A 12,877-nucleotide genomic window follows, 5' to 3' on the forward strand; every position below is an offset into this window, starting at 1 on the left:
TCGACTCCACGGTGTTGGCGAAATCGAGGGCCTGCTGAAGATCGTTGTTTTCAAGGTGCGACTGCAGGATCTGCTGGATGTAGTAGGCATTGAGCTCCTTTGGGGCAAGCTCAAAGGCCTTTCGGTAGTGCGCCGTCGGGGTCTCCAGTCCTTCAACGTCGTTGGGAAGAGAGCCCTGGTATTTTTCGAGGAATCGCCCCTTGCGCCGTTCCCACTTGTAGGGGGTGTATTCGAGGCCGTCCTGGTCGATCTTCTCCACGGCAGAGGCCAGGTGCGTCGCTGCGGTGTCCAGGTGCGCCTTCCGCGTCTCCTCATCCGAGGCCTGCTCGGCGAGCCCCTCGTAGAGACGAATGACCCGGCGGTAGTTGTCGTCGTCGCCGTCGGGAACGCCGGGGGCATTTTCGAGGACCCAGAGCAGGTCGCTCCGCGCGCTTTCAAAGTTGTCGTTCTTGTAATTCTCGTAGTAGAGGCTGTAGTGCATCAGCTTTTCCTGCTTGCTCGGCTCGCTGTCCTGGGCCGAGGCCGGCGGGGCCGCGACGAGCAGGGCGAGGCCTGCGCAAAGCACACCGACGATGGAAGACTGCAGCCGGAGGGAGGGGGCAGAAGAGAGCATGTTGGGGGCGAATCTGTCCGGTATTTTGAACAGGCTACGGCTTTAGACTGGACGCCTCGCGTTGGGTTTCAGTCAAGAAGGCCTCGAAGCGGGGCCTGTTCGGTGAGGGGAGAACCCGCGGGTCCCGTGTTGCCTACCGGAGCTTGCGCCGCTGGAACCAGCGTTCTCCGAAGTTCACGTGAAGGGAGACCCCGAAGAACCGGTCGCGGACGAGGGCATCGGTGGTCGTCCCTCGCGTTCCGGCAACCGTATTCAGGTCAATTCGCGTGCCAGAGAGAGAGGTGGGCAGGCTGATGCCGGCGGTGACGGCAAACTCATAGAGGGTTGTTTCCTGGTCGGGGCGCACGTACAACTGCTCCGCGTACCCCCCGAAGCGGTAGGCGGCCTGGGCGAAGTACCCGGCCAACTGATCGCCGCCGGCGGGCACCACTTCGGCCCCGGTGGAGAGACGCCACCGGTCGGCAAGGGTCTCCGTTCCGCCGGCCGGAAAGCGGGCGGGAGCCGTTTCGGAAGCCCCGGCGGAGAAGTCGCTCGAAAAGGTGCTCCAGGGATCGAAGGCCCCGTCGACAACGAACGTCCAGCGGGCATTGGGCTGGTAGGACAGTCCCAGGCGCCCTTTCCAGGGCAGCGTGACGTCTCCCCGCTCGGTGGACAGGGTGTCGCGGGCGAGGTCTTCGTCGAGGGTGCGGTAGCGCTCGCCCGACAGGTTGGCCGGAAGGGTGACGGAGGCGCCGATGGAGAAGGCGTCATCCTCGGCGAATACGTCGGCGAGGGCCAGATGACTGCCGAGGGTGCTGGTGACCCCGAAGAGCTGGGCCCCGTCGGACACGACTACGTTCCGGAGGGCCGGGTCTGCCCACGTCGTGCGTCGCTGGCTTTCCAGCACCCCGAACAGAACGTCAGCGCTTGCTCCGACGCTCAACATGTCGTTGACCCGGTACCCCAGTCCCCCCCGTAACCGGTGAAGCCCGCCGGATCCAGAAAACTCTGTTTCGAACGGCACTTCCGGACGTGTGCCATTGACGGGCACCTCTGTGCGCCCCGACCGTGTGCCGCTATAATTGGAGCGGGAGTAGGGCTGGAACGAGAGGCCGACCCCCAGAGAGCGTTCGTAGAGCGGGAAGTTGAACTGAATGGCCTGGACGTTGCCGGAGGTCAGTCGTCCGGAGTTGCCCTGGTTGTCCTCTGCGGTGATGGACCGGTAGGCCGCACTTCCGGACAAGCGGGTAAAGACCTGGTCGCTCCAGAGGGCGGGATTGGCGTCGGGGTTGTAGTTGAGGGAGCGAAGTGCGTAGCCGCCCCCGCCCATGGCGTCGCTCTGGGAGGACGAGAACTCCACCAGGCTGCCCACCCCGAACCGGGAGTAAATCGTGCCCTCGCCGTTGGACTGCGCCTGCGCCGGGACAGTGGTGCCCACAAGGCCGACCGCGAGGCCGACGACTGTAAGGAGCAGGCGTGGAATCCCGGATGCATGCATGAGGCCGTCGCGCAGTGTATGGAGAAGAGGCCGAGCGGCAATCATCGTCTAGAGCGGCGTTACGGTCAAGGCAGCGCGGGGGGGCTTCGGATCGGTCCCCTCATCGGGCACGAGGACAGGCAGCGTGGTGGGCAGGCCGGGCTGAATGGTGGCGCCCTGATTGACGGAGGTGTTCTCCCGGTCGGCAACAAAAACGCGAAACGTTGTGAAGACGGGGGACTGGCCGTCGCGGACGCGCCGGAATGACTGCTCGAAGATGGGGCGCGACACATTGTCCGGAACGAGGGCCGCGGTGGGGGCCGCGGAGGGACGGAGCGGGAGGAGGCAGGCCTCGTTCGCGTCGGAGAAGGCCACGGCGCCCACGGCCCGGCAGGAAGGCGCGTCTGGGGCCGAGGCGCGGGTGGCGATGATGCGGTAGCCCTGCGGCTGCGGCCGTTCGAAGTCGGAGGGCGTGAATGACTCCAGCGCGCTCGTATCGTTCGGGACGACAATTTCAGCCCGGTTCAGCGGATCGCTTTCAAGGGTGTCGAGTGGGGGTTCGGAAAAGTCCCACTCCATCGAAAGTCCGGCCCCAATGCCGTCCTGCATCAGGCGGTATCCGGACGGCGGGTCACCAGCATTCCGTTGCTCGAGGTGGGTGAACGTCTTCAGGCCCGAGTAGTCGGCCGTGACGGTGTCCCCGGAGGCCACCCTCCGGAGACGCAGGGCGGCATCCGACGAAGAGAACCCCGCAACGGCCTCGCTGTTCGGCGCAATGATCTTGAAGCCGTGGAATTCGTCTTCGAAGTCGGCCCCATCGCTACTCGTGTTGCGCAGGGTGCCCAGGTTGTTGTTGACCCAGGACTGTTGGAGCTGGATGGTGACCAGCGAGTCGGACGGATTAATCGTGGCCATTTCCACGGACACCGGGGAGGGGTCGGCGCTGAAGCTCGCCGTTGCCCGGGTGGAGTCCATGTCCTCCTCCTCCGTCAGGTTATACACCTCTACCTCCATCGACGTGGTGGAGGTGCCGTGGAAGTAGTCGGTCGTCAGGCGCAGCTCGGCGGTGAGAGAGTCCGGAGCGTTGGGATCGGCAATCTCGGAGGGGAGGGTAGAGCGCCCCGCGAAGTCGAGGTAGCCCTCCGCCTCTACGATGCCGGTGCCCGGCACCGGGTCGTCCACGACGCCGATCAAGAACCGCCATGCGTTCTGGGATCTCGGACGGTCGCGAGCGTTGTCTCCGGTGATGGGGGCGGTCCGGGTCGTATCGAGGGTGGGCAGGGCGTCGAAGGTGGCGGGGTCACCGCCCCCAAGCGGGTCAGAGCCCACCCCCAGTCCCACGTCCGATGAGTCGCTACAGCCAGTGAAGGAGACGAGCACAATGCCCCCTATGAGGAGGGCAGGCAGCCAGGAAGACCTCGTAGACATCGGCACGTACGGTCGGCAAACGCCGGTTCAGTACAAAAGGGAGGAGGAGAGGCCCCCACACTGGGAGGGATGGGGGAGGACGCAGAGCCCAGTACAGCGGGGCCGGAGCGCCCCCGACGTCGATACACCGGAGGGGGGACCTCTCCGCCAATCGGGTCCCTGAATGCCGCCTGGAAGCAGGGTGTTTCTGTACAGGCGAGTGCTACGCGGGGACTTCACCGAGCATTTGATCGTAGAGGGCCACCGCCTGTTCGGTGCGCGGCTTGGTGTCGTCCTGGAACGTCGAAGTCCTGTCATCCCGCAGGCCGTTTGCCGACGTTTCGCCTGGTGGAAAGACTGTGGCGTCTGCGTAGGCGTGTCCGACCTCCGAGAGAGGGGCCCCGGTATGGCCGTCGAGGGGAAGATTCATGGCGTCGGCGAACGACGCGTCGACATTGATTTCCGGGGCCGATCCCCCGGGCGTGTAGACGGACTTCGTGGCGCCCAGCAGATCGTCGTCCGTGTAGGTGGTCGAGAGGAGCGAGGGGAGAAATCCACTGATTCCCCCGAATGCGTGGATGAGGTCTGGTCCCCAGCGCAGCTCCCGGAGCGTCTCCAGCACGGAGCGACCGAAAAACAGCGCCCGGTCCGCATTGTCTTCGAAGGCATTGCCGTCGGCGTCGGTGGCGTGGTTCGCCCGTCCGAAGTAGTCGTCGTGGTCCATGAAGTACACCTGCAACTGCACCTCTGGCACCGAGGCAACCTTGACGGAGACCGATTCGGTGTCCGCCCCCATCGGTACATCCGTGTCGGAGAGGCGAATGACCTCGTGGAGACTGTGCTTTCGCTCATTGATGTCCCCGTAGCAGGGCATCATGATTCGCACTTCGAAGTCTCCCGCCTTCTGAACCTGTTCGGGAAGCGATCGGCTGAGGGCGGCAAGCGGCGATCGCTCAGTAAATGGAGCAAGGGCTCCGACGACGTAGAGAAGACGATGCGAAGAGGCCATTTGAGTTGAGACGTTTAGGAAGACAAGGGTGGGGGTAGACGAAGTACAGCCTGCCTCGGGAAAACGACGGAGCGATGGTCCTCGTCCGATTGGAGGGCGAAACGTACTCGAGGGCCGTCAGAGCAGGAAGAATAATTCTTGGGTTGGGGAAAGATGCCAACCTCAGGACCGCGAAGCCCGGGCGATGGATGCATCGTCGTTCAGAATCGTTTGTAGAGATTCCGCATCGACGGCAGTCTCTGCCCAAAAGAATACTTCTTATGAGATAAACCTACCGCCATCTGGCTTAGGAATCAATCTCGCGGGTCCTTCCCATGGAAAAGTCGCGTCAAAACTGTGAAAATATGAAAACAGACGAGGCGGAATTGACTCCGCGCCCCCCAAAGAGATCCGACGCCCGTCTGCGTTCACCCCTCATTAAGGAAGGCGACGGCGCGATAGGGCGGGGCGACTGCAGCGGCGATGGGCTGCGGGGCAAAAGAAAAGAGGGCACGAGGGCCCCTTGATGTTTTCCCCGGCGAGAGAAAGCTTTTGGCAACTAAAGACGGTCCTCTGGAGGGGCTCCGTCCGGCCCTTCGGCATCATGCCAACAACCCTTTGGTCCTCTGGCCCTGTATTCCAGAGGAGAAGGTGTGCCGAGGGGCCGGACGGAGCCTCCCACGAACCCGTGCGGAGCAGAACTCTCCTCTGTGGACTTGAGCACGCAAAGTGTATTCCAATCAGTGATACTTCCGACTGACCGGCTCGAATGGGCCTCAACCCAAGGAAACAGGATGAAATGGAACGTACAAGAAGTGTTGGTTATCCCCAGTATGAGAAATGGCCCGGGTCCAAACCACCCAGAATCGGTTGGAAGTGTGTGGCCGCTCGACGCAATTCGCCGTGGGAGATTGGATGAGACAGGTGGAGAAGGAGGCAATTCCCGGCGGGACGAGATGCAGCCGGGCCCTCGGGCCGGCAGTGGAAAAGGGAAGGGCGCCTTGGGTCTTCGAGGACAGCGCATCCCACCCTGCCGGCTGGGCGACGAAAGGCATTTTGGATTGGACGGCAATTTCTTTGGGGTTGGCCGGAAAAGCCTGTACCTTTTCTCAAGAAGCGGTTTCTCAAGACGAGTGTTTTCTATCGCTGCATGCCGACCCTTACGGCCGACCACGTCGGGCACTACTTTGGACGGCTGCTGCTTTTTCGAGAGTTGTCGTTGACCCTGCACGCGGGGGAGACGCTGGCGGTAACGGGGGCCAATGGGGCGGGGAAGTCGACCCTTCTCCGCATCCTGGCGGGCCTGCTCACGCCCCGCACCGGGACCGCTACGCTCGCCGTGGATGGGGATTCTGTACCGGCCGACGAACATCCTCTGCGGACGGGACTGGTGGCCCCGGCCGTAGGGGTCTACGAGGAGCTCACGGCACGGGAGACCCTTCGCTTTCTGGCCCGTGCGCGTCGGGTGGCGGCCCCCGCGACCCGCATCAACGAGGTGCTCGCCCGGGTAGGACTCGTGGGCCGGGCCGATGACCGCGTGGAGACCTATTCCTCGGGCATGCGGCAGCGGGTGAAGTACGCGGCGGCCCTGCTCTCCCTCCCGCCCCTCCTTCTTCTCGATGAGCCCGTTGCCAACCTCGACGCGGCGGGGCGGAAGATGGTCGCGTCGATCACGGAGTCGTGGCGGACACAGGGGCGGTTGCTCGTCGTGGCGACGAACCGGCCCGATGAAGCGGAGCGGCACGACCGGCGGCTCCGTATCGAGGACCACCGATAGCGAAGGGGCCGTCCGGCATTGGCATGCTCCTGTCCGTGTCCTGTTTTTTGAGCATCGTTGCGTTCTATCTATGGCCCACGAGACGACAGAAATTTACGTACGGGACCTCTCCGAAGACACGGTCGCCCGCTGGTTGCAGGAGGTCTTTGAGAACGTAGAACAGGTGCAAGACGCCCCAATTGTGACGTACGAAGGGCAGCACGATGGAGAGGCCGTCCCCATACAAATCACCGAGCGTGTGAAAAACGGCCCGTATACCAGCATCTGGTTCAACGCGCCTCGGCTCCCGTGGGAGACGGTGCAGGAATGCGCCCGGGCCGCCCACGAGGCACTCGGGGCCGAGGTGCTCTGCTACCTGGACCGGCCCGAGGAGCCGTGGATGCTCTTTCAGGTGAAAGACGGCGAGGAGCAACGCGTCGACCAGCGGGAGCTGGACGCGCTCTAGCGATCCGCCGGGTAGGCGCTGAGCGGCCGCAGCTCAATGGTGCCTGAGAACGTCTCCAGGGAGAGGTCCGCGCCGCCCCCGTTGAGGGTCCACCGGTCGTCGTCCCGCGACGGAGTGCCGAAGGCCTCGTCGATCACGAACTGGCTGGTGTCTGCGTCCGTCGCCACCGTCAGGCCCGTGTCGGCCGGAAGGTAGAAGCGAAGGTCTCCGGAATGCGTTTCGGCCGAGCTGGGGCCGGCAAACTCCTCGAACACGGCCGTAATGCCTCCCGAGCGCGTTTCAATCTCCGTGCGCCCCTGGAGCCCCGAGGCCGTCGCGGAGCTCGAAAAGGTTTCCAGTCGTAGGTTGCCCCCTATCGCCTCGACCGTGGCCGTTCCCGAATGCGTGTCGATGTTGACGTTTCCCTGTACCCCGGAGACCTCGATGGTGGACGCGTGGTCGTCGATCTCCAGCCCGGCCGTCTCCGGCATAACGACCCAGAAGTGGCCGATCGGCTCGCTCGTCCCGTCCGGCGAAATGGTGAGAAGACCGGGAATCCGGAGGGACCACGAGTGGTCGTGGTCGAACGAAAGTTCTTCGCCGGAATGATCAACGTCCAGGTCCGTCGCCACGACCGAGTCTTCCGCGCTGGGAGACAGCGCGGCCCTGTACCCGATCTCAGGACGGGTCCAGGTCGTGACTGTGATGCTGCCTTTCTGGTTGTCGATCTCGACGGTGCCGGTGGGGGAGAGGTCGACCGTGTCGCTCTCTGTTTTGGACCCGGGAGGGAGAGAAGACGCCGGCTGTGCTGGTACTGCCTGAGTCCCCCCGAGACTCCCCCCGATGAGCATCACGGCAACGAGTAGACGCGGGACGGACGGCATCGCCTCAGGGAGATGCTGTGGAACGGTCGGTGTGATCGGCAACCCCTCTCGTTAACGTCTTTAAAGAGGTTCACGACGGGAGGTTGCAACCGATGCCCCTGTGCTCACCGTGAGAGGAGCGCAAAGTCGCCGTCGTCCGATTCGAGGCGAATCATCGGGCCGCCCCCATTCACGTCCCCCCGGTAATTGACGTCCTCATCATCCTCGTCGGCAATCCGAATGGAGCGGAGGTCAACGTCGGACCGTAGATCGACGTCGTCATCGAAGTCCGTGTCGAGATCAAACCCAGTGCCGGCAGGGAGGGTTAGGGTGACGTCCCCGTCGTGCGTCTCGGCAAACACATCGTCGGACACCGCGGCGAAAGACACCCTTGCGGACCCGTCGTGGGACTCAAAGCGGAAGCCGCCGTCCAGGGCTTCCGCGGTCAGGTCGCTTCCGTGGGTGTCCACAGACAGGCGGCCCGTCGTGCGACGGATCTCGATGGAGCCCTCATGGGTGTCGAGCGAAACGTCGCCGTCCTGGTCGGTGATGGAAATGGGGCTTTCGTGACTGTCGATCACGAGTTCGCCGCGCTGCTCGGCCACCGTAATGGGCCCTTCGTGCGTATCGATTTCCAGGCGACCGGCGAGCCCTGTCACGTCGATCGTCGACTCGTGGTCGTCGATCTGCAGTGCCGCACGACGGGGCATTTGGATCGTATAGTGGACTGCTGGGATGTTGGTGCCGCCCCACTGGAACCCATCCTCGGAAAAGCCAAAGACGTTCGATTCATCATCGCCCCCTTCATGCTCGGTGGCAAGCCGAAACCGATTGTTGCTCGCCCGGGCCTCAATGGTCACCTTCTCGGCGTCCGGGTCGTCGTCGGTGGGCATGATCTCGGCCTCGTACCGGACCTGGCCGCGGTCCCAGGTGGTCACGGTGATGCTGCCTCCATGGTTATCCACCGTCACCTCGCCGTCGGCGACGAGGGGCACCGTGTCGCTGACGGTGCGGGCCGGGGATTGGGCAAAGGCCGTGGGGGTGAGGCTCAGGCCGAGGATTGCAGCGGCCAACAGGATGCGGAGGGGAGGCGCGGATTGGAACATGGGGCACAGGATCGTTGCGCAACGGATGTCGGGCAGGGCGACCGAACGGCACCTCGGTCGTCATTACACCTGACAGGGGCATCCGACAATCCGTTGCATCCCCCATGATCGTCGTGAGACGATTCCTCCGCGCTACGCCCCCAGGATTTGTTTGACCGGCACGGGATCGAGGGTAGAAAGCGTTGCGACCGCGATCTCATCCGCGAGCCCGTACGTTTTATGGGTTTCGAATTGCTTCCTCTCCGGATCGCGGAAGACGTGCACCTGCTCGTCGTCGAGGGCAATGACCCAGTACTCGGAAATGCCCGCCCGGGCGTAGAGGGGACCCTTCGTTTCTCGGTCAAAATCCAGAGAGGTGTCGGCCACCTCTACGAGCAAAAACACGTCGTCGGGGCCCGGGTGGTGGGTGGAGTAGTCGTCCTTCTGGGGAGCCAAGAGAGTGAGGTCCGGTTCTGGTTCGGAGGCCTCATCAAGCCGAACCGGATGTTGCACGCTCACGAGGGCCTGTGACTGTAGACGGACCTGGAAAAACTGGTTCAGGCGACGGATGCACGCGGCGTGTCGGCTTCCAATTGGCGACATCCGATAAATTCGGCCATCGAGCAGTTCGACGTTTTCGTCCTCGGGGAGCACGCCCGCTTCGGCCATCCGCTCATATTCGTCCACCGTAAACCGGCGCTGAGTCGGTGGTGTTGGGGGCGCCGTCGCTGTGGCCATCGCGTGCGGGAGATTGCTCGAAAGAGGGGACTACTATACGTGCTCCTCGGCGTGGTAGGACGAACGCGTGAGTGGGCTGCTCTCGACGTGCTCGATGCCCTTGTCCTCCCCCACCTCCTTGTACCAGTCGAACACCTCGGGCTCGACCCATTCCTCGACGGGGAGGTGGTGATCGGTCGGCTGCATGTACTGGCCGATCGTCATCACGTCGAGGCCGATCTCGACGAAGTCGTCCATGATCTCCAGAACCTCCGCCTTCGTTTCGCCGAGGCCCACCATGATGCCGCTCTTGGTGCGCAGGCCCTCCTCTTTTGCCCACTGGAGGACCTTGAGGGAGCGCTCGTAGTCGGCCTGGGGACGGACGCGGCGGTAGAGGCTTGGCACCGTCTCCACGTTGTGGTTGAAGATGTCCGGCTCCGCCTCAAAGACCGTCTCGCACGGGTCCCGCATGCCCCGGAAGTCGGGCGTGAGCACCTCGCAGGTGGCCCCCAGGTTGTGGATGCGCTCGATCACCTCTGCGAAAATGGGCGCGCCCCCGTCCGCCCGCTCGTCCCGGTTCACGCTGGTAATGACGGCGTGGTCGAGGTCCATCTTGTCCACGGCGTCGGCCACGCGGCGGGGCTCGTCCCAGTCGAGGCCGTCCTGGGGCTGACCTGTCTTGACGGCGCAGAAGCCGCAGGAGCGGGTGCACACGTCGCCCAGAATCATGAACGTGGCCGTGCCGCGGCTCCAGCACTCGCCCATGTTTGGGCAGTTGGCGCTCTCGCAGACCGTATGGAGGTCGTGGTCCTCCACGGTCTCGCGCACATCCTTGTACGTCTCGCCCTGCGGGAGCGAGACGCGAAGCCAGTCCGGACGTTGGCCGCGTTTGTTTTGGTTCGTATTCTCGACGACAGGCAGTTCCACGAAGCCCGGGTCGCCATCGCCCGACGGGCCAATGGGATCGGGCTCGACGGCCCCCAGGTCCGTTTCGCCGGGCAGGGTGGGCTCGTTCTCAGAGGTGTCCGGGTCTTGGGTCTTGGCAGTGGACATACGCGAGGACGTAGGAATCGGTCAGCCGGTCGAGGACCGGTTCGAGAACATGGACGGAGAAGTACGGGGGGCTGCTTTGCCCGTTCCTATTCGCGCGGTAATGTACTGACCGTTGAAGAGCCCGAGCGCACGGATCACAGGGACGTAGAAATTGGCATCGCGGGCCCGCGGAACGGTCACGCGTGTTCCTCGAGGTCTGATCGCAGCAGGCCGAAGTAGAGGGTGTCCACGAGGGTGCCGTCGTTCGTGCGGTGCTTTCGCAGGCGGCCCTCCTGCGTGAATCCGGCCTTCTGTAGAACGCGGGCCGACGCCCCGTTCCACACGAACACCTCGGCCGTGAGCCGCATCACCGCCAGCTCGCTGAAGGCGTAGTCCACGTACCGGAGCACCGCTTCGGTCATGAGGCCCCGTCCCCAGTAGGGCTTTGCGAGCCAGTAACCAAGTCGGGCGCGGTGCGTCGTGCCCACGTCGAGATCGTCGGCCCCCGCGACACCGATAAGACGGCCGTCCGGATTCCGAAGGGCGAAGGTGGTTTCGGCGGGCTGATCGATGCGATGCTGAATCCGCTCCTCAACCCAGGTCGTGGCATCCGCTTCGGTGTAGGGCCACGGGATGCGGAAGGTGTTGCGCCAGATCTCCCGCTCCTGCAGGTGTTCCACGAGCGCGTCTGTGTCTCGGCGGTCGACGCTGGCGAGGAAAAAGCCGTCGGACAGGGGGAGGTCGTGCACGACAGAGGCGCGATGGTCTTGAATGCAAAACATCACAGTCCGTCCCCATCCCCAAAACCGATCCTGTGGGATTTAAGATTCGGTGGGACCGATGCCTCGGGGCCCTGCTTGCGTCCAGGAGCATCGTCGTTGCCCTCATGCAGAAAGGCCCTCACGCAGAAAGCGCAGAAAGACACGAACCGTTTTACAATTCACACGGCGCGTGAAGAGCCCGATTCAAATTTGAATTCGTACTGGGAAGTTCAAGCAAAGTTGAAAAAGTGGCCTTTCACCTCCTTATTGCCAACAACGAAGCAATACCGGCGCGGCGTCGCTTCGACTGCACCTCTGGCTCCGGTCCATTCCCAGCGTCGCTCTCCGACCACATGTTTGCGGGTTGCACCTCAAGAGGGAGAGTGCCATGTCTAGCTTCTCGGTCTCGATGTTCGGGAAATTTTGCGTTCGCCGCGACGGTGAGACGCTTTCGGACTCAATCCCGGAGAAGGCCCAAGAGCTTTTCGCGTATCTCCTACTCCATCGCCGGGCCCATCCTCGTGAGAAACTCGCCACGCTTCTGTGGCCCCACGGGACGACCCAGCGGGCCAAGGCCTATCTGCGAAAGGCCCTGTGGCAACTGCGACAGTCTCTGAATAGTGCCGACGATGCGGGCGCCGACGCCGTTCTCTGCACAGACGGGGATTGGGTGCAGGTTCCCACGGACGCGGATCTGCAGGTCGACGTAACTGCGTTCGAGAACGCCTTTGAGATGGTACAGGACCGTACAGCGTCAGAGATGTCGGCCTGTCAGACGGAAGGGTTGAAGCGGGCTGCCTCCCTGTATACCGGCGATCTCCTCGAGAACTGGTATCAGGAGTGGTGCCTGACGGAGCGAGAGCGGCTCAAAGACATGCTCCTGCGGGCGTTGGACCGCCTCACCCGTTGCTGCGAGCAGGATGGCACCTACGACAGTGGCATCCAATACGGGCTGCGAGCCCTTCGCATCGATCCGGCGCGGGAGCGGATCCATCGTCACTTGATGCGGCTTCGGGCCCGAGACGGTGATCGCATCGGGGCGCTCCGCCAGTACGAGCGCTGTGCCGATGTGCTCGAGCGAGAGCTTGGGGTGGCCCCCTCCACGGCCACGCAGTGTCTCCATGAGCGCATCCAAGAGGACCGTTTTCCCGAAGCGCCCGATACAGACTCCGCTGGGTCCGCTCCCGCATCTTCCAATTGGGGCGACAGCGGCATCGGTGAACTGGAGCCCCCTGACACATCGGAGGACCCTGAGGACCCCGACATGCAACACCTGCGCGAGGGCATTGAACGCATACGTCAGCTCCAAAGTACGCTCGCAGCGGTTCAGCAACAGATCCGTCGGGACGTCGAAACGGTTGAGGTCGTTCTTCAGCAACGGGAGGAATAGTCTGCTTCTCCGTCGTCCGCCACGCGATCGGTGGCGGGCCGCGGTCGTCTTGTTTCCCACGGATCCGGGGCGGGATGCCTGCCCGGGCGGTCCGCTCTCCCTTCCGCGAGATGGAGACTGGTGGATGAGGCCCCTGTCGGTTGAAGGAAAAGACCCTGTTTTCTTGGGGAGGCCGCTGCGGTCAAGATGAGAACGAAAGAAGATACGCCGCAAGAACGCCGCACGAAACGACCGGCCCGTAAACTTGAGGTCCGACAAAGGGGCACGGATTAGGAAAAGACGTGTCCGGCAGACGCCCCTGTTCTTGCACTGGGCGCGATCGAAGCGAATGGAGGATCCTCTCCCGAACACGCATTCTTTCGTC

General features: G+C 63.4%; 11 protein-coding genes and 1 pseudogene. 3 read left to right on the plus strand and 9 right to left on the minus strand.

Features of this window, described 5'->3' with window-relative positions:
- From V5A20_RS04415 to V5A20_RS04430, 4 genes and pseudogenes are all read right to left on the minus strand, one after another.
- Positions 1–613 (minus strand): annotated as a pseudogene (locus tag V5A20_RS04415) (tetratricopeptide repeat protein); the annotation flags it as partial.
- 133 nt (positions 614–746) lie between these two features.
- Positions 747–2,090 carry a hypothetical protein gene (locus V5A20_RS04420; protein ID WP_332315457.1) on the minus strand — a complete coding sequence of 448 codons (1,344 nt, stop codon included), beginning with the start codon at positions 2,088–2,090 and terminating at the stop codon, positions 747–749.
- A gap of 48 nt (positions 2,091–2,138) precedes the next feature.
- Entirely contained in the window at positions 2,139–3,497 is a 1,359-nt protein-coding gene (locus V5A20_RS04425) for a hypothetical protein (RefSeq protein WP_332326799.1), read from the minus strand.
- Between the two features lie 202 nt (positions 3,498–3,699).
- The gene (locus tag V5A20_RS04430; protein WP_332315455.1) at positions 3,700–4,485 is read right to left on the minus strand and encodes a glycogen/starch synthase; all 786 of its coding nucleotides are present in this window, start codon (positions 4,483–4,485) and stop codon (positions 3,700–3,702) included.
- 1,129 nt (positions 4,486–5,614) lie between these two features.
- Between V5A20_RS04430 and V5A20_RS04435 the strand changes: the two genes are divergently transcribed.
- Both V5A20_RS04435 and V5A20_RS04440 read left to right on the plus strand, forming a co-directional pair.
- The gene (locus V5A20_RS04435; RefSeq protein ID WP_332315454.1) at positions 5,615–6,241 is read left to right on the plus strand and encodes an ABC transporter ATP-binding protein; all 627 of its coding nucleotides are present in this window, start codon (positions 5,615–5,617) and stop codon (positions 6,239–6,241) included.
- A 70-nt stretch (positions 6,242–6,311) separates the two neighbouring features.
- A complete protein-coding gene (locus tag V5A20_RS04440; RefSeq protein WP_332315453.1) occupies positions 6,312–6,686 on the plus strand; it encodes a hypothetical protein in 375 nt (124 codons plus the stop codon).
- Here the strand turns inward: V5A20_RS04440 and V5A20_RS04445 are convergent.
- The 5 genes from V5A20_RS04445 to V5A20_RS04465 all read right to left on the minus strand — a co-directional run bounded on the left by V5A20_RS04445 (position 6,683) and on the right by V5A20_RS04465 (position 11,111).
- The gene (locus tag V5A20_RS04445; RefSeq protein ID WP_332315452.1) at positions 6,683–7,549 is read right to left on the minus strand and encodes a DUF4097 family beta strand repeat-containing protein; all 867 of its coding nucleotides are present in this window, start codon (positions 7,547–7,549) and stop codon (positions 6,683–6,685) included. The two genes, V5A20_RS04440 and V5A20_RS04445, sit on opposite strands and share 4 nt — an antisense overlap.
- A 104-nt stretch (positions 7,550–7,653) precedes the next feature.
- On the minus strand, positions 7,654–8,634 hold the full coding sequence (locus V5A20_RS04450) for a DUF4097 family beta strand repeat-containing protein (protein ID WP_332326800.1): 981 nt from the start codon (positions 8,632–8,634) through the stop codon (positions 7,654–7,656).
- A 132-nt stretch (positions 8,635–8,766) separates the two neighbouring features.
- Positions 8,767–9,351, minus strand: a complete 585-nt coding sequence (locus tag V5A20_RS04455; RefSeq protein WP_332326801.1) for a Uma2 family endonuclease — start codon at positions 9,349–9,351, stop codon at positions 8,767–8,769.
- A gap of 33 nt (positions 9,352–9,384) precedes the next feature.
- A complete protein-coding gene (gene lipA / locus V5A20_RS04460) occupies positions 9,385–10,383 on the minus strand; it encodes a lipoyl synthase (protein ID WP_332326802.1) in 999 nt (332 codons plus the stop codon).
- A gap of 176 nt (positions 10,384–10,559) precedes the next feature.
- Positions 10,560–11,111: a GNAT family N-acetyltransferase gene (locus V5A20_RS04465; protein ID WP_332315448.1), complete on the minus strand. Its 552-nt coding sequence runs from the start codon at positions 11,109–11,111 to the stop codon at positions 10,560–10,562.
- A 400-nt stretch (positions 11,112–11,511) separates the two neighbouring features.
- Here V5A20_RS04465 and V5A20_RS04470 point away from each other — a divergent pair, with 400 nt between their 5' ends.
- Positions 11,512–12,513 carry an AfsR/SARP family transcriptional regulator gene (locus V5A20_RS04470; protein WP_332326803.1) on the plus strand — a complete coding sequence of 334 codons (1,002 nt, stop codon included), beginning with the start codon at positions 11,512–11,514 and terminating at the stop codon, positions 12,511–12,513.
- Positions 12,514–12,877: the final 364 nt, after the last annotated feature.

It is taken from the genome of Salinibacter sp. (genome assembly GCF_036626415.1).
Classification (GTDB): domain Bacteria; phylum Bacteroidota; class Rhodothermia; order Rhodothermales; family Salinibacteraceae; genus Salinibacter.